The 22,849-nt window shown below is 45.1% G+C and carries 23 protein-coding genes and 1 riboswitch; of the genes, 17 read left to right on the top strand and 6 right to left on the bottom strand.

Going from position 1 to position 22,849, the window contains the following annotated elements:
• The first annotated feature begins 76 nt into the window (after positions 1-76).
• The 4 genes from helD to cysK all read left to right on the top strand — a co-directional run bounded on the left by helD (position 77) and on the right by cysK (position 6,239).
• The gene (gene helD, locus ACFQ3W_RS08940) at positions 77-2,494 is read left to right on the top strand and encodes an RNA polymerase recycling motor HelD (protein ID WP_379318807.1); all 2,418 of its coding nucleotides are present in this window, start codon (positions 77-79) and stop codon (positions 2,492-2,494) included.
• A 300-nt stretch (positions 2,495-2,794) separates the two neighbouring features.
• Positions 2,795-2,875: riboswitch (glycine riboswitch) on the top strand.
• Positions 2,876-3,035: 160 nt separating this feature from the next.
• Positions 3,036-4,445 carry an amino acid permease gene (locus tag ACFQ3W_RS08935; protein WP_379318805.1) on the top strand — a complete coding sequence of 470 codons (1,410 nt, stop codon included), beginning with the start codon at positions 3,036-3,038 and terminating at the stop codon, positions 4,443-4,445.
• Between the two features lie 107 nt (positions 4,446-4,552).
• A complete protein-coding gene (locus ACFQ3W_RS08930) occupies positions 4,553-5,134 on the top strand; it encodes a TMEM175 family protein (RefSeq protein ID WP_379318803.1) in 582 nt (193 codons plus the stop codon).
• 172 nt (positions 5,135-5,306) lie between these two features.
• Complete coding sequence (gene cysK, locus ACFQ3W_RS08925) at positions 5,307-6,239, top strand: cysteine synthase A (RefSeq protein ID WP_379318801.1); 933 nt, start codon at positions 5,307-5,309, stop codon at positions 6,237-6,239.
• Positions 6,240-6,351: 112 nt separating this feature from the next.
• On the opposite strand, the gene ACFQ3W_RS08920 is transcribed toward cysK, so the two are convergent.
• Complete coding sequence (locus tag ACFQ3W_RS08920) at positions 6,352-7,122, bottom strand: ANT(4')-I family aminoglycoside nucleotidyltransferase (RefSeq protein WP_379318799.1); 771 nt, start codon at positions 7,120-7,122, stop codon at positions 6,352-6,354.
• A gap of 288 nt (positions 7,123-7,410) precedes the next feature.
• Between ACFQ3W_RS08920 and ACFQ3W_RS08915 the strand changes: the two genes are divergently transcribed.
• The 4 genes from ACFQ3W_RS08915 to ACFQ3W_RS08900 all read left to right on the top strand — a co-directional run bounded on the left by ACFQ3W_RS08915 (position 7,411) and on the right by ACFQ3W_RS08900 (position 11,385).
• A complete protein-coding gene (locus ACFQ3W_RS08915; protein ID WP_379318797.1) occupies positions 7,411-8,508 on the top strand; it encodes a phosphotransferase enzyme family protein in 1,098 nt (365 codons plus the stop codon).
• A gap of 150 nt (positions 8,509-8,658) precedes the next feature.
• The gene (locus tag ACFQ3W_RS08910) at positions 8,659-9,861 is read left to right on the top strand and encodes an oxalate decarboxylase family bicupin (RefSeq protein ID WP_379318795.1); all 1,203 of its coding nucleotides are present in this window, start codon (positions 8,659-8,661) and stop codon (positions 9,859-9,861) included.
• A 132-nt stretch (positions 9,862-9,993) separates the two neighbouring features.
• Positions 9,994-10,860 (top strand): M15 family metallopeptidase, encoded by an 867-nt coding sequence (locus ACFQ3W_RS08905; protein WP_379318793.1) that lies wholly within the window; start codon positions 9,994-9,996, stop codon positions 10,858-10,860.
• Positions 10,861-10,893: 33 nt separating this feature from the next.
• Entirely contained in the window at positions 10,894-11,385 is a 492-nt protein-coding gene (locus ACFQ3W_RS08900; RefSeq protein ID WP_379318791.1) for a VanZ family protein, read from the top strand.
• Positions 11,386-11,428: 43 nt separating this feature from the next.
• Here the strand turns inward: ACFQ3W_RS08900 and ACFQ3W_RS08895 are convergent, their stop codons facing one another.
• Positions 11,429-11,980 carry a helix-turn-helix domain-containing protein gene (locus ACFQ3W_RS08895; RefSeq protein WP_379318789.1) on the bottom strand — a complete coding sequence of 184 codons (552 nt, stop codon included), beginning with the start codon at positions 11,978-11,980 and terminating at the stop codon, positions 11,429-11,431.
• Between the two features lie 162 nt (positions 11,981-12,142).
• Between ACFQ3W_RS08895 and ACFQ3W_RS08890 the strand changes: the two genes are divergently transcribed.
• The 4 genes from ACFQ3W_RS08890 to pdxR all read left to right on the top strand — a co-directional run bounded on the left by ACFQ3W_RS08890 (position 12,143) and on the right by pdxR (position 16,364).
• Entirely contained in the window at positions 12,143-12,802 is a 660-nt protein-coding gene (locus ACFQ3W_RS08890; protein WP_379318787.1) for an alpha/beta hydrolase, read from the top strand.
• A 7-nt stretch (positions 12,803-12,809) separates the two neighbouring features.
• Positions 12,810-13,586, top strand: coding sequence for a DODA-type extradiol aromatic ring-opening family dioxygenase (locus ACFQ3W_RS08885; protein WP_379318785.1), 777 nt, complete (start codon positions 12,810-12,812; stop codon positions 13,584-13,586).
• Between the two features lie 115 nt (positions 13,587-13,701).
• On the top strand, positions 13,702-14,952 hold the full coding sequence (locus ACFQ3W_RS08880) for an MFS transporter (RefSeq protein WP_379318783.1): 1,251 nt from the start codon (positions 13,702-13,704) through the stop codon (positions 14,950-14,952).
• A gap of 11 nt (positions 14,953-14,963) precedes the next feature.
• Positions 14,964-16,364, top strand: a complete 1,401-nt coding sequence (gene pdxR, locus ACFQ3W_RS08875) for a MocR-like pyridoxine biosynthesis transcription factor PdxR (RefSeq protein WP_379318781.1) — start codon at positions 14,964-14,966, stop codon at positions 16,362-16,364.
• 9 nt (positions 16,365-16,373) lie between these two features.
• On the opposite strand, the gene ACFQ3W_RS08870 is transcribed toward pdxR, so the two are convergent.
• A complete protein-coding gene (locus ACFQ3W_RS08870) occupies positions 16,374-17,093 on the bottom strand; it encodes a glycosyltransferase family 2 protein (protein WP_379318779.1) in 720 nt (239 codons plus the stop codon).
• On the bottom strand, positions 17,093-17,830 hold the full coding sequence (locus tag ACFQ3W_RS08865; protein ID WP_379318777.1) for a glycosyltransferase: 738 nt from the start codon (positions 17,828-17,830) through the stop codon (positions 17,093-17,095). The genes ACFQ3W_RS08870 and ACFQ3W_RS08865 overlap by 1 nt, the downstream gene beginning before the upstream one ends.
• A gap of 134 nt (positions 17,831-17,964) precedes the next feature.
• Between ACFQ3W_RS08865 and sfsA the strand changes: the two genes are divergently transcribed.
• Positions 17,965-18,654: a DNA/RNA nuclease SfsA gene (gene sfsA / locus ACFQ3W_RS08860; protein WP_379318775.1), complete on the top strand. Its 690-nt coding sequence runs from the start codon at positions 17,965-17,967 to the stop codon at positions 18,652-18,654.
• 111 nt (positions 18,655-18,765) lie between these two features.
• On the opposite strand, the gene ACFQ3W_RS08855 is transcribed toward sfsA, so the two are convergent.
• On the bottom strand, positions 18,766-19,155 hold the full coding sequence (locus ACFQ3W_RS08855; RefSeq protein ID WP_379319057.1) for a carboxymuconolactone decarboxylase family protein: 390 nt from the start codon (positions 19,153-19,155) through the stop codon (positions 18,766-18,768).
• Between the two features lie 124 nt (positions 19,156-19,279).
• On the opposite strand from ACFQ3W_RS08855, the gene ACFQ3W_RS08850 reads away from it, so the two are divergent.
• From ACFQ3W_RS08850 to ACFQ3W_RS08835, 4 genes are all read left to right on the top strand, one after another.
• On the top strand, positions 19,280-19,651 hold the full coding sequence (locus tag ACFQ3W_RS08850; protein WP_379318773.1) for a MerR family transcriptional regulator: 372 nt from the start codon (positions 19,280-19,282) through the stop codon (positions 19,649-19,651).
• 103 nt (positions 19,652-19,754) lie between these two features.
• On the top strand, positions 19,755-20,240 hold the full coding sequence (locus ACFQ3W_RS08845) for a pyridoxamine 5'-phosphate oxidase family protein (RefSeq protein ID WP_379318771.1): 486 nt from the start codon (positions 19,755-19,757) through the stop codon (positions 20,238-20,240).
• 176 nt (positions 20,241-20,416) lie between these two features.
• On the top strand, positions 20,417-21,091 hold the full coding sequence (locus ACFQ3W_RS08840; RefSeq protein WP_379318769.1) for a TetR/AcrR family transcriptional regulator: 675 nt from the start codon (positions 20,417-20,419) through the stop codon (positions 21,089-21,091).
• Entirely contained in the window at positions 21,081-22,274 is a 1,194-nt protein-coding gene (locus tag ACFQ3W_RS08835; RefSeq protein ID WP_379318767.1) for an Acg family FMN-binding oxidoreductase, read from the top strand. The genes ACFQ3W_RS08840 and ACFQ3W_RS08835 overlap by 11 nt, the downstream gene beginning before the upstream one ends.
• A gap of 81 nt (positions 22,275-22,355) precedes the next feature.
• Here ACFQ3W_RS08835 and ACFQ3W_RS08830 read toward each other — a convergent pair whose 3' ends face one another.
• Complete coding sequence (locus ACFQ3W_RS08830) at positions 22,356-22,838, bottom strand: hypothetical protein (protein WP_379318765.1); 483 nt, start codon at positions 22,836-22,838, stop codon at positions 22,356-22,358.
• Between the last annotated feature and the right edge of the window lie 11 nt (positions 22,839-22,849).

Here is a 22,849-nt window from a genome sequence, read left to right as displayed (position 1 = left end):
CATACCACATGGCATTGCGATTTGTCAAACGTTCATTTTTCTTCAGAATTTAACGGGATGGAGCGTGTTCAGGAAAATGATCAACGAGAAGGATTGGAAGCAAGAACAGGAGCGGCTGGATCAGGTGATAGAGAAGCTGCAAGCGAGAATCGCCGAGCTCGAGCCGGAGGTGGACGGACTGCGGAATCAGGCGGGGGATATCCGTAAGCGATTCTGGGAAGAAGTGACCGTTAACACGAGCACTGACGAGGATTTTGAGGAGACCTTCTACAGTATTAAGCAGCAAGAGGCCTTGCTGTCGGAACGGGAGCGCAGCTATCGGCTGCGTATGCAGCAATGGAAAAGCATGAACCGCCTGCTACAGTCCCCCTATTTCGGGCGTATCGACTTCCTTGAGGATGGTCTGGGGTTCAGCGAGCAGGTTTACATCGGCGTATCTTCTTTCGTTGACTCGGATGGCATGAATTTTCTCATTTATGACTGGCGGACGCCTATTGCGAGCATGTACTACGACTATTCTCCGGGAGCAGCCGTGTATGATACGCCGGGTGGACGCGTTTCAGGGACGATGGAGTTGAAACGACAATACCAGATCCGTGAGGGCGAGCTTCAAAACGTGTTTGACACGAGCTTAACGATCGGCGACGAATTGCTGCAGCAGGTGCTCGGCAGGGGTGGGGACTCTCAGATGAAGAGCATCGTGGCGACCATCCAAAAAGAGCAAAATGCCATTATTCGCGATGACAACAGCCGGATGCTCATTGTACAAGGGGCGGCCGGCAGCGGGAAGACCTCTGCGGCGCTGCAGCGGGTGGCGTACTTGCTGTACAAACACCGGGAGCGGCTCAAGGCTGACCAAATCGTTCTTTTCTCGCCGAATCCGATGTTCAACAGCTATGTATCCACCGTTCTTCCCGAGCTCGGTGAGGAAAATATGCAGCAGACGACCTTTCAGGAATATCTTGAGTACGGGCTTGGAACGGCACTTCGCCCGGAGGACCCGTTCGATCAAATCGAATACGTGCTGACAGAACAATCCACGCGAGAGTATGAAGCCCGGTTGAATGGGATTGAATATAAAGCATCCGTAGCGTTTCTTCAAGCTCTTCGGAATTATGCGGAGTGGTTAGGACAGGAGGGCATGCGATTTAACAGCATCCGCTTTCGGGACCGCGATTTGATCACTGTACAACAAATGGAAGCCCAGTTTTACGGTTATGACCGTTCGATCCGTTTGGCCAATCGCGTGGCCATGCTGCAAGAGTGGCTGCTAAAGGAAGTGGCCCGGCTGGAGCGCAAGGAGCGGGAGGAGGTCTGGGTGCAGGAGGAGATGAATTACCTCGACAAGGAGCAGTATGCTGCCGCCTATAAAGAGCTGCACAAGGAGAGAGGTGTCTTTGACTTCGCCGAACAATATGAAGAGGTTCAAGAGCTCCTGCAGGGCAAGAGCCGGCGGGACGAAGGCGACTTCGATTATGCAGAACGGGAAGAAGAACTGCTGCGCCGTATGATCGTGAGGGAACATTTTAAGCCGCTCAAGCGAAGCGTGAAGAAGATGTTGTTCCTGGATATGGTTGGACTGTACGCCCAGCTGTTCGGCAATAAGGACGATTATGTGGCAATGACGAAGGAAACCGAGGTTCCGGAGCATTGGCCGGACATTTGCGAGCAAACCAAAGGTAAGCTAGGCCAGCTTGAACTATTTTATGAGGATGCGACACCTTTCTTGTATTTAAAAGAGCTCATCGAGGGCGTTCGGACGAATACGGAGGTGCGGCATATCTTCATCGATGAGGGTCAGGACTATTCGATGTTTCAATATGAATTTCTGAAAAAGCTGTTCCCTCGAGCGCGTATGACAGTACTCGGCGATTTCGGGCAGGCCATCTTCACGCAGGCTACGGAGCTATACGGGGCTGATTCGCCGCTCATCCGGCTTTACGGCGAGTCGGACACCAGACTGATTCGTCTTGTCCGCAGTTATCGATCGACCCGCGAGATCGTGGAGTTTACGAAGTCGCTCCTGCCAGGCGGCAAGGAGATCGTGCCCTTCGAAAGAAGCGGGAAGAAGCCGCTCCTCTCCAAGGCGGGCAGTGATGAGCAGCTGGTAGCGCGAATCGCAGAGGATCTCGCGGCTCTGCAAGCGGCAGGCTATGCCTCCATCGCCGTCATCACGAAAACGGCCGCCGAAAGCAGCGAAGCCTACGACCTCTTGATCGCACAGGGATGCCCTCCCTTGCGGCTTGTTACGAAACAGACGCCTACCTTCGAGAAGGGGACGCTGGTCATTCCCGCGTATCTCGCGAAGGGCGTTGAATTCGACGCCGTTCTGATCTATGATGCTTCTTCTCGGATGTATCATCGGGAAAGTGAGCGCAAACTCTTTTATACGGCATGCACGCGTGCGATGCATCGGCTGCTGCTATACGCAACAGGAGAATGGACGCGATTCATTGAGGTGTTGGATACGTCTTTGTATGAGGTAAGACAGTGAGTCATTAAGGCGCTGTGCTATAGGCAGACAACCAGTAGCAAATTATTGCGGGTTTGAAAGAGCGGCGGATTCCCTATATAACGCTCCGGGGAAGCCTGGAGGAACGTATGCACAAGGTAGACGAGGTGCTGGCAAGGGTTAGCCCATACCAGAATTACTTCGGCGAGCTTCGAGCTTAGTGGAATTAATTGTCGTTGACAAAACATTTAACTAGGATTAGTATTGAAAAAAATTGAAAGTTGATCACCAATCAAAACTTAATACTTAGCAGCTATGATCGCTATGGATCACACTATAGCAGGAGCAGCTTCTGGAGAGACCGCGGGAAAATCGCGGCGCCGAAGGGTTCACAATCTCAGGCAAAAGGACAGGAGGGTACTGAATAATTTATTTGCTATTCTGGCAATCGTTAGAATACCATTTATTATTTATTATTCTTTATGACCAGGAGATTGGAGCGCATCCAATCTCTTTTTTTATTGGCTTTTATTAAGTTCATTGTTTCACATGAAAAATTAAATGATTTAAGGGGGAGCTAGGCTTGGCACAACAAGAGTTAAAGAGGGAGTTAGAAAATCGGCATGTTCAGCTTATAGCGATTGGAGGTACCATTGGTACCGGACTATTTTTAGGATCAGGGAAAGCTATACAACAGGCAGGACCATCCATCATCTTCGCTTATTTAATTATAGGGATCGCCGTTTTTTTCGTGATGAGAGCGCTTGGAGAACTTCTGCTATCTAAAGCAGGTTATCAATCCTTTACAGATATTGCCGAAGACTATCTTGGACCGCGGGCCGCATTCGTAACCGGATGGACCTATTGGTTTTGCTGGATTATGACGGCGATGGCCGACGTTATTGCAGTGGGGGTTTACGTGCAGTATTGGTTTGATATCCCGCAGTGGGTACCCGCCATCGTCTGCTTAGTCGTCTTATTGGGACTCAATCTCTTAACCGTAAAGAATTTTGGGGAACTGGAATTCTGGTTTGCTTTAATTAAGGTAGTGACCATTCTTGCCTTGATCGCTATTGGGGTTGTTTTGCTGGTGATTGGATTCAAGACAGATGCCGGAGCGGTTACGCTTAAAAATATTTGGGGGCATGGCGGACTATTTCCTAACGGCATTTCAGGCTTCCTGCTTTCCTTCCAAATGGTTGTGTTTGCCTTTGTCGGTGTGGAGTTGGTCGGTGTATCGGCAGCGGAAACATCCAATCCGGAAAAAAATATCCCCTCGGCGATTAATAAAATTCCTTTAAGAATCCTATTCTTCTACGTGGGTGCAATTATCGCGCTGTTATGCATTAACCCATGGACCGGGCTGAGTGCATCAGAAAGTCCTTTTGTTAAAACGTTTAGTTTAGTCGGGATTCCAATTGCTGCGGGCATTATTAACTTTGTCGTATTAACCTCCGCCGCATCTGCTTGTAACAGCGGGATGTTTTCAACGAGCCGAATTCTCTATAATTTAGGAAAAAATGATCAGGCCCCATCCAGCTTTGCAAAGCTGAACAAAAATCATGTACCAAGTAATGCGTTATTGATCTCGACGATTGTTCTGTCCGTGGGAGCTCTGTTGAGTAAGCTTATTCCGGAGCAGGCTTTTGGGATCGTGACCACCATTAGCGCCATTTGTTTCATTTGGGTTTGGGGTATCGTTCTGGTTTGCCATTTACGGTATAAGAAAACAAAGCCGGAATTACATGCAACGTCTAAATTCAAAGCACCATTTACACCTTTCGTTAATTATGTTGTCCTGGCGTTGTTTGCTATCATTCTGATCATTATGCTTTTTGCGAAAGACACACGTCCTGCCCTATTGCTGACACCTCTATGGTTCATTCTATTATTTGCCTTGTATTCGGTGAATCGCAGAAAAAAGGAAGCAAGCAGCAAAGTACCCGTGCAGAAGCAACAATCAGTTGATGCCCCGCCCCCGGTTATTCATTAAATCAGATTGACGTTTACCTAAGAAACTTATGCTGTAGAAGAAGGGATTTCACAACTTACGTCGAAAGCTACACATTCCAAAATCCTTCCAAGAAAGGAATGAATGTGTTGAAGGCGAATCGTATGGAAGCGTTCAGCGATGGCGTTCTTGCCATTATCATTACCATTATGGTGCTGGAATTGAAAGTTCCAGAGGGCCATAGCTGGAGTTCGTTGGTTGGCCTGGTGCCCAAGTTCCTCAGCTATGCGGTCAGCTTTGTGTATGTTGGGATCTATTGGAATAACCATCATCATCTTCTTCACACGGTTCGTACCATAAATGGAAAACTGATGTGGATAAATTTGTTATTGCTATTCTCGCTATCTCTGATCCCATTTTCTACGGCTTGGATCGGAGAAAGCAACTTCTCCGCGACGCCTGCGGCGTTATACGGTATCGTGTTGTTGTTAGCGGCTGTTTCGTATATGCGGCTGCAGTACGAAATTCTAAAACAGCATTCCTCCGATTCAGACTTTGTGGTCGTCATGGGCAGGGACGTCAAAGGCAAGCTTTCCATGTTGCTCTATCTGATTTCTATCATCGTGGCATATCTCAATTCATGGGTTTCCTGCTTAATCTTCGTGCTGGTTGCTGTGATCTGGTTCGTGCCCGATCGGCGGATTGAGCGTGTGTTAAGAAACAAGTCATAACTAGCAATAGAATCAAAATCATCTATGGCCGTCCTTTAAAGGGGGGCCATTTTTTCGTAGCTCGCCATGCAATTTCCAATCTTTTTTCCTTTTGATTTGTATTTATCTATCATAAGTAGTATTGTTGTGATAGAAAGCCGATTAACTTAGTCGGATTTAATGAATCGGAGGGATGAAAGTGAGTAGAATTTTCAGAAATTTAACGGAGCTTATTGGGAATACACCCTTGTTATTACTCTCAAACTTTATTGAAAAGAATCAAGTCCCCGCGGAGATCATTGCCAAATTAGAGTATTTTAACCCAGCCGGCAGCGTAAAAGATAGAATTGGCTTTGCCATGATTAAGGATGCAGAAGAGCGCGGGGTTATAAACCAAGATACCGTAATTATTGAACCGACAAGCGGTAATACGGGGGTTGGTCTCGCATTTGCAGCGGCAGCTTTAGGGTATAAATTAATCATTGCTTTACCCGAGAGCTTTAGTATTGAACGGAGAAAACTCATGCTTGCACTTGGAGCCGAATTAGTACTCACCCCGGCCAATGAAGGTATGGCTGGTGCGATCAAGAAAGCTGAGGAATTAGCAGCAGAAACTCCTAATTCGTTTATACCTCAACAATTTAAAAATCCAGCCAATCCTGAAATCCATAAAACGACTACGGCCGATGAGATTTGGAGAGATACCGATGGCCAGGTGGATATCTTTATTGCTGGGGTGGGTACGGGCGGTACCATTTCCGGCGTAGGTGAAGGACTTAAACAAAGAAATCCATCTGTAAAAATCATTGCGGTTGAGCCGTATGATTCTCCTGTATTATCGGGAGGGAAAAAGGGAGCACATAAAATTCAAGGCATTGGCGCCGGGTTCGTTCCGGATAATTTTAAAAGAGACGTTGTCGATGAGATCCTCCAGGTAAGAAATGAGGAGGCGTATGATACGGCCAGACAATTAGCCCGGAGCGAAGGTTTGGTTGTAGGCATATCTTCAGGCGCAGCGGTATTTGCCGCACTCCAAATCGCAAGAAGACCGGAAAACCACAACAAAAAGATTGTCGTGTTACTTCCGGATACTGGGGAACGGTATTTATCAACGGACCTTTTTTAAAAGAGTCATATCAACTGGCTTTTTTCTATTCAGAAGTAAACTCCAAAAAGTAAAGACCCCTCGTCGAAAGGGGTCTTTGACTTCTTAAAATCATGATTTTTTATAGTATGTGTCAAAATGGGATTCTTTTTGTACTGATTTCGTAATCATGTTCGGCGGCCCACTTCACAAGACCGGTCCAGAAATTTTCACAAGCTGAAACGATCCTTGCCGGTTCTGCTAACTCTCCAGACATAACCATTCGGGCAACATTGTCGAATCCTTCTGGACGACTTGGCAGCTCTAATGCCTCCGGTAAAACCATTGAGCCCGTCGAGAAAAGATTTTGGTTGTGTAACCCGACTAACATAGCTCCGTATTGGGCAAACTCCACTGCCAAATATGGCAAGTAGGTATGAGGGCCAACTAAACTAACATTTCTTAGTTTCCCAATAAACTCGTACATTTCCCCTACAAGGACTTCATGAATTGCCCGCCTGAAATCTTTCTTTATTGGCGATTCGGCAGCTTCACTTAATTTCAGGAAAAAGCCTTCAGGATCATACAGGCTTAGTTGGGTAAAGAATGGCCCATGCGTCAATGGCCAGTCTCCTTCAACCGTAGCGGCGGTTTCAAGGAGAATGTCCGCACTACAGACATTCACTTCTGCTTTCCAAGGCCCCGCCGACCATTCATAGCTAAAATCTACGGATTCGCTTGATTCACGTAGTACGCAAAACATCTCAATGTCCGAGAAAGGGCCGTCAGTACCTCTGGAAACAGAGCCGTAAACCCCAATGGCAAGGATTTTTTCTCCGTATACCTCGTGTAATTTCGAAGCAATTTCGTGGCAGGTTTGAAGTCTTTCGGGTCGAGTAATATTCACAGGTCCATTCATGTGCATTAGCGTGCATCTCCCTTTGTTTTATTTGGGTTAAAGAGCTGCTGACACATGGATGGAGGACCTCGGGCTTAACGGGGGACTTTACTTAGATGCATTGGAAGTTCCTCCTATCAGATATTGTTATGGAAATTGTACCCATGGAAATTCGTTTTAGCAAGGTGTAGAGCCGCGTTTCTGGTAGTGTTTTATTATATATAAAGTGTCCATGGAGTATAAAGGGGATTTTTTGGTACGATATAAGGCAGAGATCGCTGAAAGGAGCTATATATCAATGCATAACAAGGTAGTTTGACTGGAGGAGATATTATTAATCATAACGAGGTTGTTAAAATAAGTGATGCCCACTTACTTCCATTAGTATCCGCGTTGTACGGATTAGAGGACTATGATATTAAACCGGTTAAGGCACATGATGGAGGACGTAATGTGGTTTATACCTGCGAGAAAGAGGGCGCCGAGGCAAAAATAATAAGAATCGCCTTCTTAAATGACAGAAGCCGGGAAGATTTTCTAGGTGAACTTGAATACGTCAGGTATTTATTCGAGCATGGAGGAAGTGTCTCGGATGTAATAAGCTCCAGAAAGGGAAATCTACTGGAAGAGGTTACTCATAATAATCACACTTTTTTTATTTGCTTGTTTAAAAAGGCCCAGGGAAAAATGCTTGTAGAAAATAACTATCAGTACCGAGAAGGGGCTCCAATTACCGAATATTATTATAATTGCGGTAAAGTATTGGGGAAACTACACCAAATATCAAAAGGTTATAAGCCTCTCCATCCCCGGTATAGCTTTTTTGATAAATTCAATGCCGAATATTTCGAGGAGTTGATCCCTGATTCCTTTTCTTTGCTTAAGGAGAAGCTGGTAGGTCTCCTTAATACATTAACAGAACTGGACAGGAACGAAGAGACTTTCGGTATGGTCCATTTTGATTATAGCGATGGAAATTATGCGATAGATTTTAATAGCGGGCAAATCACGGTATATGATTTTGATAATTCATGTAACTGTTGGTATATGTTTGACCTTTCGGCTCTCTGGACCAACGGAATGGGCTGGATACAATTTGAACCGGACGCTGGAAAACGCAAGCAATTCATGGATGAATATTTTGAAAAATGTCTTGAGGGATACAGGTCTGAGACCCGGATCGAAGACTCTATGTTAGATAAATTACCTCTATTCATACAACTTAACCTCATGGAAGAGATTTTGGATGCATTTGAAGTTATGCAGCATAACGGCGAAGAGCCGGAGTGTGATGAGGAGTTGTCCTATCGCATTAAATGTCTGGAAGACGATATTCCGTACATGGGATTTTTCCATGATATCTACTCTTGTGAAGAACCCTTCGAGTATGAGAAACGAGATTTGACCGAATGACGTTAGCCAGTGCGGCGAGCCGTATCACAAATTACCTTGTGAATTTCAAATAAATCCTCTTGGCCTCCTCCAGCTTAATGGATACGCATATATCCTCCGATTACACCGTATAGGTTAGATTAGTGGCTAGTATGAAGGAGGAGCGATATTGTGGAAAATAAACCGCTTAATCCAGCTTCGACGGGAGATATACCGCAGCCGATCAGGAATGATGGCGCCGGTTGGTGGGATTTGGGTCCACGTGACATTATGAGAGACCGGGAGAACCCTGATCTGCTGGTTCCGCCCCTCACTGATGCCGGAATGATCCCCAACTTAAGGTTTTCATTCTCCGATGCCCACATGCAGTTAAATCATGGCGGCTGGTCGCGAGAGATTACGGTTAGGGAGCTTCCAACGGCAACTACACTGGCTGGGGTGAATATGGCTCTTACGCCGGGCGGGGTACGTGAGTTACACTGGCATCAGCAGGCGGAGTGGTCGATCATGCTGGTTGGCCGGGCACGAATTACGGCAGTCGACCAGAATGGAAGGAACTTCATAGCTGACGTTGGCGTTGGCGACCTGTGGTACTTTCCCCCCGGAGTCCCGCATTCGATTCAAGGATTGGAGGAAGGCTGCGAGTTTTTGCTCGTTTTCGATGACGGCAGCTTCTCAGACCTCAATACGTTATCGATCTCCGACTGGTTTGCGCATACACCGAAGGATGTATTGTCGGCGAATTTTGGCGTGCCCACAAGCGCTTTTGCTCATATTCCAACAGAACAGCTGTATATTTTTCAGGCTGATGTACCGGGTTCCCTTGAAAGCCAGCAGGTAGCCGATCCCTATGGTACGGTTCCGCAAACCTTTTCCCATCGACTGCTTGCACAGGAGCCGATGGTCACTCCGGGAGGGACGGTGCGGATCGTCGACTCCACGAATTTCCCCATTTCGACCCAAATTGCCGCGGCATTGGTGGAGATTAAACCGGGCGGAATGAGAGAAATGCACTGGCATCCCAACAATGATGAGTGGCAGTATTATATCTCGGGTATGGGACGCATGACGGTGTTTGCAGCTAATGGTGTGGCCCGGACTTTTGATTATCGCGCGGGGGATGTGGGCTATGTACCGTTTGCATTCGGACACTACATTCAGAACAAGGGTGACCAAAGCTTGTGGTTCCTGGAGATGTTTAAGAGCGATCGCTTCGAGGACGTTTCCTTGAATCAGTGGATGGCGCTCACGCCTCATCAGTTGGTGGAGAACAATTTGAATGTAGGCCCGGAATTGATGAACGTATTGCGGAAGGAAAAGTGGCCTGTGGTGAAGTATCCAGGGTACTCCTACTACCCGAAAACGAGTAAATAAGGAAGTACTCTTTTCTCTCGAAAGGCCACATGTGGCCTTTTTTTAATGCTTAATAAAAAAGTTATTATTTCTCTACTTCTTTTTAAAAAATTTTCCTTATCCTTGATATAGAGAGTAAGGAGGAAAATGAAGATGAAGAAGTGGCTTTTTTGGATTGTTTTATTTTTACTGCTAGGTGTTGTAGCGTTTCAGCAGTTGCAGGGAAATACAGATGGTGGTTATCAAACAGAAAATAGCGAGGTTCAACAGGGGCCTTCCGGAAAGAGCAGCAATGCTATAAAGGTAACGAAAGGTCAGATATATGAAGGTGATCTGTTATTGGTGAACAGGGACTACCCTGTACATGAGCAGGGGGTAAAATCCGATGTGGTCAATCTGTTCGAGCATCAGGAGCTAGTGGAAGGTTATGGCTTGCTAAATAACAAGATTCGTCTGTCGCAGAGCGTGGCTGAAAAATTTTTAAAGATGATGGATGCTGCTGAAAAAGACGGGGTCGATCACTTTCTGATCAGTAGTGGTTACCGAACCGCCGAAGAACAAAGAGAACTCTATCATAAAATGGGTTCCGACACGGCGTTGCCGGCAAATTATAGCGAGCATAACCTCGGGATGTCTCTGGATATTGGATCGACGAAACAGGAGATGAGCAAGGCGGCTGAGGGAAAATGGTTGAAAAAGAACGCATGGAAATATGGGTTTATTTTGCGGTATCCCGAGGATAAAACGAACATCACTGGAATTAAATACGAACCTTGGCATTTCCGTTATGTGGGGCTGCCGCACAGTGTGATTATGCAGGAAAAGGGTTTTACATTGGAGGAATACATAGACTACTTGAGAGAAACAAAGCACATATCGACAACGATTCAGGGGAAGAAATACGAGGTGGCCTATTATTCTGTCGGCAAAAAAAAGACCATTCACGTTCCTGCGAATCATCGCTATGACATATCCGGAAACAACGTGGATGGAGTCATTGTAACGGTGTATCCGAAGTAATTAACGGAAATCTCAGGAGGGAGGGAGAAAAAAGTGAAACGATTTAAATTATTGCATGATTTTATCGTTCCGGGGTTATTTATCATATATATTTATGCCGTATTCAAAGTTATTCTATTTAAGTTTGGTTCGATAAATATCGTCTTTCTTTGGCAGCAGCTTCAAAGGGTCACGGAGCACCCCGATACTATAGTGTATCATTTGCAGCTGGCCAATTTTATCCCGCTGAAATCCATAATGCAAAATATTCAGGGGTTGTCGAGCCATGATCTCGTGAACTTGGTCGGGAATATTGTGATATTTATGCCCTTTGGAGGCTTTCTCCTCATCCTTAAAGGTCAGAAGATATCCTTTAGAGGTATGCTTATTCGCTCCTTCGGCTTCAGCTTATGCCTGGAATGCATGCAATTGGTTTTGTTCATGGGGACTTTTGACGTCGATGACCTCATCCTTAACACCACAGGGGGATTGCTTGGCTACGGTGTCGTAAAGCTTTTCTTCAAGTCTAAGAAGTCAGGCGGATAGGAATATAAACAAAGAGGATGGTAATGTACCATCCTCTTTGTAATTACAAGAAAGTCTGAGAATAGTCGGTATCCGTATAGACGGATACAAGAACAACGGCAACATCCTCGCCTATATTTTTCACGAAATGAGGCGTGCAGGCGTTCCAACTGAAGGAGTCTCCCTCTGAAAATTCAGCCTGATCTTCTCCGTGCTCCGCATAAATCCTACCTTTGATGACAAAGTGTACTTCCTCACCCTCATGTGCATGCGGCGTTTCACCGGTCGAAGTGCCGGGAGGGAACTCAACGAGCATCATTCTTACGTTTTTCGTAGCGCTCAGGTGCTCTACTTTTACATTTTCGGTACCGGTTGTTGTAATGCGTCGTTCCCCATTGCGGACAACATTCATCCGTTCTTCTTTCCGCAGAAGCAAATAAGCTAAAGGCACTTTTAAAGCTTTCGCAATGCTTTCCAGCGTGGCAATGGACGGTGAGGTTTTGTTGTTTTCAACCTGACTCATGAAACCCTGGGATAAACCTGTTTCCTCGCAGATTTGTGCCATGGTAATGTTTTTCCGTTTTCGAATGGCCCGTATGCTGGAGCCGATATTCATAAGTCTTCACCTCAAAGTATATTTGTAATACAAATTATATATTTATATTAACAAATTTTTTAGTGGACAGGCTAGTGCAAAAGGTATAATATAAGCTATATAAAATATATATTTCCATTACTAATAATTCAGCATAATCCATTCATTTGAGGAAGTGTTAACATGAAACCGGCTTATGAATATGACATTCAAATGCCCTCTAATATGGATCCGAACAAGAAATACCCAACGATCTTCACGCTTCATGGAAAAGGGTCCGATGAAAAAGACATATATGGTCTTGTGGCGCCTTTAGCCGATGATTTTATCATTGTCGGTATTCGGGGCAATCTTACAGCAGGAGCGGGATATCAATATTATGACTTAAAAAGTATTGGCAATCCCCTTCGGGAGCATTTTGATCCAGCGGTTCAGCAGTTGGAAGCTACTATTCATTATGTGACAGAGAATTACCCCGTAGACCCGGGAAAGCGTTATTTGCTCGGCTTCAGCCAAGGGGCGATCTTGTCCTTGACGCTTGCGCTTACGATGGGGCGGGAGCTTAAAGGAATCGTGGCGTTAAACGGATACGTACCCGAATTTGTAAAGACAGAATATACGCTGCAAAGCGTTAAGGACGTTTCGGTATTTATCTCCCACGGAGAATTCGATCCGGTCTTTCCGATTCGAATCGGTCATGAAACGGCAGACTATTTCAACAACAAAGTTTCTCAGTTGACGTTCAAAACCTACCCGAGTGGTCATGGAGTATCTGAGGAAAATCAAAGGGATTTAATAGAGTGGTTAAAATTTGATGCCAGCGGGCATACACGAAAGGAGTGAAGTTCCCATGATGCCAGCTTATTTTATCGCACATGGCGCACCTTCTCTTGTTATTGAAAATCACGAATATACAGACTTTTTAAAAAAATTTGCAGCAAGCCTGCCTAAAAAACCAAAAGCGATCGTTATTTTTTCCGCCCACTACGAGCAACGTGTGCAAACCATTGGCGCCGTGGAAGGGACTTACGACACGATTTATGACTTTGGCGGTTTTCCAGATGAGCTTTACCAAATGACCTATCCGGCCAACGGCGACCGTTCGCTGAGTGAACAAATCCAGTCGTTGTTTACGAAGGATGGAATTCAGAGCACATTAGACGAGAATAGAGGGCTGGATCACGGCTCCTGGGCTATTCTTAAGCTGATTTTCCCTGAGGCGGATATTCCGGTTGTCGCTTTGTCCGTGAACCGTCATCTCACCAATGAGGAGCAGTATCAAATTGGCAAAGCATTAGCTGACCTTAGAGAACAAGACGTTCTTATTATTGGCAGCGGCGGTACCGTTCATAATTTATGGAAGGTGAAGTGGCAGGCGGGTGGCATTGACAATTGGGCCCTAGATTTTGATAACTGGTTGCAGAGCAAGCTGGAAGCATGGGATACCAATTCGCTTTTCCATTACAGAGAATTAGCTCCTTATGCCCAAGAGGCCGTACCAACGAATGAACACTTTATTCCTTTGCTGCTGGCGATGGGAGCTGGGGACAAGACCCGTCAAGCAAAACTGCTTCATCGCAGCTATCAGCTTGGGAATATGAGCTTAAGCAGCTGGCAGTTCTCATAAGACTTAAATGATGGGTATGGAAACTGACCCGCTAAAATATTTAAAAGTTGTACCGTTTCAAGCGGTACAACTTTTTTTATGCTCTTCCTAGAGAATTGAAAGGGAGAGAGTCTATATGTCTAAGCAAGAGAATATGGCAGGCTATAAGGATCTACTCAAACACCGAAACTATGTTTTTGTCTTGGTGTCTAACACGCTGACTGGCTTCGGCTTTACCATTTTCCAAGTGGTGCTGTTCTGGTTAGCTTATCGAATGTCGGCGAATTCCTTTGAGGCCGCTGTAGTGGTGCAGAGCAGTGCGATCCCTTATTTGTTCTTCGGCTTGGTGGGCGGGGTATATGCCGATCATGGGGATAAGAAGCAGCTCATCCTGCGAAATCAGCTTGGTACCGGTTTGATGATGGCTGCTATTGTGGCGATGTTTGCATTTCATTTGGAGTCGATCTGGTATGTCGCTTTGGCTTCTTTTTTTATCGTGACGTTTCGCTGCTTTTATAGCCCGGCCATCCGAAGTCTGGTATCCGCAACTTTACCCGAGTCTTTGTGGCAGCAGGGAAATGCGCTATTTCAGTTAAGCGGTCAGTTGTCCCGAACGATGGCCCCGATCTGCGGTGGGGTTTTACTGACGCATCTTTCCGAATCGTGGATTTTCTTGATCCTGCTGCTTCTCATGCTGGTTCCTTTAGCATTTGTAATGCCACTGCACCTTGAACAGAAGAAGGGTTCCGAAGGGGTACATCTTTTGAAGGAATTAAAATCAACGTTTACCTTTTTGCAAACGAGACCGAATCTATTGCTCTCCATTATCATATTTGGCATCGTGCTGCTGTTTTTTACCGGTATGGAGCGAATCGGTTTGCCGGTCGTTTCCGATCAACACTGGCATACGGGAGCGGAGGGCTTTTCAATCCTATTGACCTTATTCGGTATTGGAAGCGCTGTGGGGGCTTTTATCTTAGGGAAAATAACGATGCCATCCTCGTATGCCCGCTTAATTATGGCGGCGTGCATGTTATGGGGACTTGGATTGATGGGAATTGGGCTTTCACCGAATCTCTATTTGGCCGGTGTCTTCGCTTTGCTGACCGGAGTAATGGAAGCTTTCATTGACCTGCCCATGGTCCTGATGATCCAAAAATACACGCCGGAGCAGAAGCTCGGGCAGGTATTCAGCTTCTTTTCAACGGTGGCCTTTATAGGAGAGGCTGGCGCGGGTCTGTTGGCTGCGTTTATGATGGAATGGGCCGGTATGGTGAATAGCTTTATGATGGTGGCCGGCTGTATTATTCTAGTATGTGGGGCTGCGCTCCTCTGGATGAGAAAAAGTTCTAGAATGGAGCCCACGGCTGTGCAGGAGTATAGATAGAGGAGATTAGCATGAATGAGTTGTTGATTCCGTTGGATCGAAATGCCTCGGTTCCGCTGTATATGCAGATATATCACAAGATCAAACAGGAGATCATAGAGGGGCGACTTAAGCCTCATACCTCGCTGCCTTCGATTCGCCGGTTATCTGAGCAGTTAGGTGTGAATAAAGCGACGCTTGAAACAGCGTATGACCATCTTGTCATGGAAGGACTTATAGAGAGCTTGCCGCGAAGTGGTTACTACGTACAAGAAATCGATACGAGCTATATGCGCAAAAAAATGCCTCCCCATCTGCCTAGCTCGCAGCATCATGCTTCGTATCCGTATGGCTTCCATCTGGACCATGTCGATATTCACCACTTTCCAGTTGCTACTTGGAGACGATTAATGAATGAAGTGTTGAATGACCATGCGTTCCAGATTTTGAATACGGGTGATCCGCAAGGCGAGAGGGGCTTAAGAGTTCAAATTGCGGAGTATGTTAGGCGGGTGCGAGGGGTTCATTGTACGGCGGAGCAAATTGTGATCGGCTCCCATTCTCAAGTTCTCCTGCTGCTGCTCAGCAACCTGCTTGATCTGCGGGGAAAGAGGATCGCCGTTGGAGAGCCGGGTTATTCCGCCGTCACCGGGTTGTTTGAAAGCTATGGATGTAAGATTGAGACGATTTCGTTGGAAAACGACGGATTCCATCGGGGGGAGTTGGATCATTCCAAAGCGAGTATTGTGTTTACTTCCCCGTCTTTTCAATATCCCTTCGGGAGCCTGATGAAAATCCAGGAGCGTATTTATTTGCTGAAATGGGCTTGCTCCCATAACGCGTATATTATTGAGGACGATCATTTATCCGAATTCCGGTATGCCGGCGACTTGATTCCTTCCCTGCAAAACCTGGACCGGGAGGAACGGGTTATTTATATGGGCACGTTTCATGGCAGTTTGTCGCCTGCGATTAATATCGGATATATGATTTTGCCACCTCATCTACTTTTAGCGTATAACGATAGTAGAAACAGCTTCCAGCAAACCACTTCAAGAATTGAACAGAAAACATTGGAGCTCTTTATGGAGCGAGGGCATTGGGAACAACACCGCTTTCGCATGAAAGAGATCTATCGGAAAAAATACAAGGCGATGGTGCAAGCGATCCAGACCTGCTTTCAAGAGAAGGCCGAGGTATGGGAAGGGCAAACCGGCTTACACCTGGTCATGCAGGTCCATTCAGACGAATCGGAACAGGAGCTGCTTTACAAAGCCAACCAGGCCGGGATTCATCTTGTGAGCTTTCGCGAGACTTGGTATAAGAAGGACAAATATCCTTACACATGGCCAACTTTTTTACTAGGTTTCGGAGGATTGACGATCGAAGAAATCCAGACGGGGATCGCCTTGCTGCATGAGAGTTGGTTCTGAGTCTCAGGTTCAACTACGGCTTACAAAGCTTTTCGGGTTGGTCACTTTCAGCACTTTAACATTCCTCGTCAAGAGCGCTTTATCGCTGACGATCCAGGTATGATCTATAGAGTTCCTCCGGCGGATGGCAAGGAAGTTGTATGGGTTACCGGAATAAATCTTAAAGCCTTTGGCCAGACTGATGGAGCAAAATTTTACACATTCTCCCTGATTTCGGTTTGGAAAGCTGACCCGATCAAATACGTGCCGTTTTACGAGCAGGGTTGCGCCTTGAACAAGGGGCACATATCGATTGGCCTGGTGTGGGTAACGGAGCAGAAGCTGCTTTTTCCCATTCAGATACATATAGTGGGCTCGTTTCCCTACAATATCAGCGTTTGTCTTTAACATGGTTTGCACACTATCCGCCAAATAACCCGGAGCATAATAATCGTCATCGTCAAATTTTGCAATTAGGCCGTACTTAGATAAGGCAACTCCATAATTTAGGCATTTGCCTAGCGATATATGCTCCGGTAGACTATATATCCTTACGTTTTTATATTGCTTTGCAGCTTTTTTATACTCGTTCACCCTCAGATTCTGCTTATTTAATATGACGATAAGCTCTTTATTCCGATAATTCTGTCTGCTGTAGTTATGAAAAAGGGTGTCCATGCAATGCCGCCGTTTGGTACAAACGATGATGGAAACGGCATTTTTATCACGCGAAGTGCCTGGACTCGCCATTAAAGAACACCTTTGGGTTTTCTTTGTACAAATTTCTTGTAATTCTTAACGCCGGGAACTTTTTTATGGTGGGCTAAAAGTTCCTTATCGCTAATAATCCACGTATGGTTTGATGAGTTTTTTCTGCGTATGGCGACAAAATTATATTTTCCTGCAGAATAAACCTTGTACCCCTTCCTCTTACTTCTTATGCAAAAAAGATCATCCTCACCAACGTTTTGATCGGGGAACCGAACGTTGTTTAATACGTTCCGCTTAATGACAAGTGTAGCGCCTGGAAGTTTGGTTACAGGGCGATGCTCATCATGTGGAAAACGAAGGATCAGAGTTTTTGATCCACGTAAATACATATAATGTGCCCGCTTTCCTATAACATCGGCTTTTGTTCTTTGAAATACATTCAAGCTATCCGTCAAGTAATAGGGGGCATAGTAATCGTCATCATCGAACTTGGCAATGTAGCTGTATTTCGTTTTGCTGACGGCGTAGTTCAAACAAGCACCGAGAGAGACATGTCCCGGAATGCGGAAGATGTGTATATTTCTATACTTTTTAGCCAACTTTTGATAGGGTGCAAGAGGTATTTTATTGTTATTAACAATTATGATGAGTTCTTTCTTTGAATAGTGCTGTCTGCTGTAATTATTAAACAGATTTCTTAGATAGTTTTGGCGATTCGTGCAGGTAATAATGGAAACTCCCTGCTTTTTTATAGAGTTTCTTGGGCTGGCTTCCATTACATCGCTCCCCTTATCCTAAAATGATTAATAACAACTCACTTTACAATATGTAAATGAGAGATAAGGGTAACGGCATCTCTCCTTATTAAAATATATTAAAATGTAGAAAATGCAGACTTGGAAGTGAAGATATGAAGTATGGGAAGGTTGTTCATGGTTCGCTGGTTCGGCGAGTCAACAGGTTTATTGCCGAGGTAACCATCGGCGGGACCATGGAGCAGGTACACATCAAGAATACCGGCCGCTTGAAAGAGCTGCTTATACCGGGAACGGAGGTTTTGTTGGAGCATAGTGACCACCCTAACCGGAAGACCCGGTTTTCGTTGATCGCGGCAGCCAAGCATGGCGGGTGGGTGAACGTGGATTCGCAAGCTCCAAATGCTGCTGCATTTGAGGCGCTCCGGGCGGGGAATTTGGTGGAGTTCGGCCTGGTAGATTCGGTCAAACGCGAAGTGACTTACGGCGATTCTCGCTTCGATCTTTATTTTGAAAAAGGCGATGAGAAGGGGTTTGTGGAAGTCAAAGGCGTAACGTTGGAGGAGAACGGAATCGCTATGTTTCCGGACGCACCGACGGCCAGAGGAACGAAGCATGTGCTTGAAATGGCAAAGGCTGCCCAGGAGGGATACATCGGTGCCATCTTGTTTGTGGTGCAGATGAAAGGCTGCCGCTCATTTACGCCTCATCGTGCAATGGATTCGGCTTTGGCAGATGCTTTATTTGAAGCCTCGCAACAAGGTGTGCGAATATTGGCTTATGACTCGATCGTCAAGGAGAATGAACTGCTTCTGAGCGAACCTCTCCCTGTTAATTTTTCCTGAGCGAAGTAGGAAGCCAAGCACCACAAGCGTTCCCCCCTTTATTAGGAACGCTTGTAATGGTAGGTTTCACTATGCTCCGCATAAATCCTACCCTTAATGCCATGTAGGCCATTACTTCGAAATCTTTAGGTTCCTATCTTCAAATACTCGCTTGGCTACGAAAATGGAATTGAGGGCTTTTGGAAATCCAGTATATGGGGTGCAATGTATAATCGCTTCAATGATTTCGTTTGGAGAAAGACCGACATTAAGAGCGGCATTAATATGGACGGTAAGCTGCGGTTCACATCCGCCTTGAGTCGTTAAGGATGCTATAGTTACAAGCTGCCGTTGTTTTAAATTTAGCCCTTCCCTAGTGTAAATATCTCCAAAGGCAAATTCGACGATATATTTACCCACGTCTGGCGCAATGTCTTCAAGAGATGAAATGACACGTTCTCCCCCTTCTCCATCAACCTCCATTAGCTTTTTCCAACCACGTTCATAACGTTCATTTGTCATCATTAACTACCTCCGAAAAAAAATATTTCATTAACGACACTAACTCTACACGTTAGAGCGCGCTCTAATGCAATAGTCGAAATTGGATATAAATGATACAGCGTTCAAAATGTATAATTGGTGTATGGAAAAAACATATAATATTCAACAAGTGTCGAAAATAACGGGTCTGAGCACTCACACTTTACGTTATTATGAGAAAATCGGATTACTGAACGAAGTAAGTCGTGACGAAAATGGATACCGTCAGTATCGGGAAGCCGACATATCATGGATCGATTTTCTAATTCGTTTACGTGTTACAGGGATGCCAATCCACAAAATGAAACAATTTTCCGACCTACGCAGCCAAGGCGAATCGACTGTAGCTTCAAGACGTGAATTATTAGAAGACCATAGGGAGAACGTTATTGAGCAGCTCCAGCAAATGCAAAAGTATCTAGGGAATATTGAGGAAAAAATCAATCATTATAAAAATCTTGAGAGAGATCATTGAATCAAAGTGAATCACTCTGGCTGGGCATGGTTATTTTTACTTTTTTCTGCTTAACCTAAGGGGAAGGCGGATCAAAAATAACTCAAAACGGAGTGAACAAGTCATGAAGAACGATCACACAGCGCACCGGGAAGCCGTAGAAACAGTCCGGGACTTGATCAAAGGGATTGAGGTCGCGATGCTAACGACTCTCACGGATGAAGGATTGGTATCACGTCCGATGAAAACTCAGGAGGTGGAGTTTGATGGCGATCTCTGGTTTCTGACGAAGGAGAACACGGACAAATATCGCCAGCTCCGGGAAAATCCGAGCGTAAATGTGTCGTATGTAGGCAAATCCTACGTTTCGATCCGCGGGACGGCCGAGCTGGTGGAGAACCGGGAAAAACTCATGCAGTTTTGGAACCCGGCCTATGGCAAGTTTTTGGACAGCTCTATCGACGATCCGAATCTGGTTCTGATTAAAATCAAGGCTGAAGCGGCCGAATATTGGGAAACCGGGAACTTCGCCAAGATGGTAAAGCGGATGTTTTCTCAGCTAACTGGAACCGAAATCGAGACTGAGTTAAACAAAACGGTAAAATTATAAGCTGTAAACAAGGGCCTCTTGATAAAGGGGCCTTTTTTGCGTATTGGCATTTGGACTTAGTTGATGCGCTGTTAAAGTGAAAAATGGTTTACAAACAGCAGTAGGTATACTATTGTGTATTATAGTAAACTGATAGTTTACCTTAATGCACCCAAATGAAAGTGAAGTGAATCGATATGGGAGTCAATGAACGCAAGGAAAAAGAAAAGGAAGTTCGTAGAAACGATATCATCGATGCGTCCGAGAAAGTAATTTTTTCAAAAGGATATGATTTGGCTACTATAGAGGACATTGCGAGGGAGGCTGAATTTAGCAAAAGGACCATATACGTTTATTTCAACAGTAAAGAACAGTTGTACTTTGAGATCATGGTAAGAGGATACCGAAAGCTTATTCAGATGATGGAAGCACCTGTTGACGAAGTGAGCGGAGTGAACGCACTAGATCAACTTAAGCAGTTTGCCAGAACACTTTATCAATTCAGCAAGGAGTATCCAGACTACTTCAAAGCCATTATGGAGTATGAAAATGGTGAACGGGATTTCGTGAATGGAGTACCTGATCAATCCAAAGAGGAATGTTATTTACTCGGAGAGAAGATGTTCGCCTACTTGACTTCTGCTTTAAAAAATGGCATTGAACAAGGGGTTATCCGCAGCGATCTAGATGTCGTTAATTCAGCTATCGTGTTATGGTCGTGTACGCTCGGCCTATTTAATACGTTAATTAAAAAAAGGAATTATATCCAGCATTATCACAAGAGGGATTCAGAGGAATTGCTGCTAGAGGGCATCGATACATTAGTCCGGTCCATACAATCGGAATCACGAGGTAAGCAATATGAAAAATAAAAGGGGTAAACATAGAATGACCATTTTACTCTCTAGCATTGGCCTTCTACTCATTGCAGCTTGTGCTGCATTGTTTGTCTCAAGCGGTGTTTTTACAAAACCGGAATACTTAGAGCCCTGGAAGAAGAGTTACTCTCAAAAATTCGAGGATCCGAGAATCCAGCTTGCCGCTCATGGGCTGTTAGCCGCTAACGGCCATAATATGCAGCCTTGGAAGATTAAATTAGACGCCGATAAAGAGGTTTTTTATTTATTTGCAGACAGTGAACGCTTGACCCTAGAGGTAGATCCAATGGCTAGACAAACGATGGTTTCGCAAGGTACTTTTCTGGAATATGTAAGGATTGCAGGCAAACAGTTAGGCTATAGGACCGATATCACACTATTTCCGGATGGTGAGTATAACGAGCAAGCGCTTGCTGAGAGCATGAAGAATAAACCGGTAGCAAAAATTTCGATTACGAAGGTTGAAGCGAAGAACCATCCTCTTTATAAGTATATGTTTTTGCCGGATACAAATCGGGCGGCGTACGAGAAAACACCATTATCTTCAGACCAGATCAATGATTTATTAGCTATAAATACGGATCAAGAGATGAACATAAAGATTTTTCAGGACCCAGAAAGTCTTCAAAAGCTAGGGGACTATGCGATGAAAGGGGCGGAAATCGAATCAGGTATTCATCGTATAAGTCAGGAATCGGCAGAGGTATTTCGTGCAAATGAGTATGAAAAAAATAAGTATAGATACGGGTTCTCCTTGGAAGGACAAGGGACGACAGGAATCATGAAACATGTTATGCAGGGCCTTATTACGCTATTTCCATCGATGAACAACGAGAAAACTTCAGCCGATCTGTATGTAAAATCTACACGTACCGCAGTAGATAACACACCTGCTTATGCCATGATTATAACCAAAGACAACAGTCGGATGGAGCAAGTTAAAAGTGGAATGCTCTACAGCAGACTGATTCTAACCGCACACTCATTAGGTCTGGTTATGCAGCCGCCTAGCCAGGTTATAGAAGAGTATGGGGAAATGAAAGAACAGTATACTCAAATCCACAAGGAATATGCTCCCAAAGGTGGTACCATTCAAATGTTTGTGCGTATAGGTAAACCTAAACAGCAATTTCCTCAAACGATGCGAAGAGATATTACGGATTTAATACTCCGATAATTGAGGATCACGGTAATTTGAGAATTAAAAAGCACCCATAGCGGGTGCTTATTTTTTTGGAGCTATATGTATAGTCGAGAATTAATACAAGAGTTGAACCAGAAGAACAGCGTATGCAACTTGTAAGGCTGCAAAGGCGAAGGTGATCACCAAACAGATGGGGAGAGTATTGCTTCTTTTAATGGATATCGAATTCGATAGAACGACCGCACCGCCTAATAATCCAAGCACAATACCGATAATGCCACCGGTGAACCAACCGAATACAAGAAGAATAATCGTAATAACCGTGGCCCAGCTAGGAATCTTGCTGAGTGGAATATAAGGATCTCCGGAATTTTGATAGACCCCATCGACGGCTAAATCCGTTTTTGCGCCAATTGCCGTCAGATTCATCGTCTTGCTTCCGATATGGATAGGCTCGTCGATGAGTTGAATAAATGCGCTTTTACTCTTTACGGGGGTCTCTACGCCATCAACGATGATTTTGGATTTGAATAATCCTTTTTGGTAGCGCACTTCATGAGCTGCCCCATCAACCTGTACTGTCCATGCCTTTGCCATTTGAATACATC

It is taken from the genome of Paenibacillus puldeungensis (assembly GCF_042678945.1).
Lineage (GTDB): Bacteria > Bacillota > Bacilli > Paenibacillales > Paenibacillaceae > Fontibacillus > Fontibacillus puldeungensis.
This window is presented reverse-complemented; position numbering and strand designations above follow the sequence as displayed.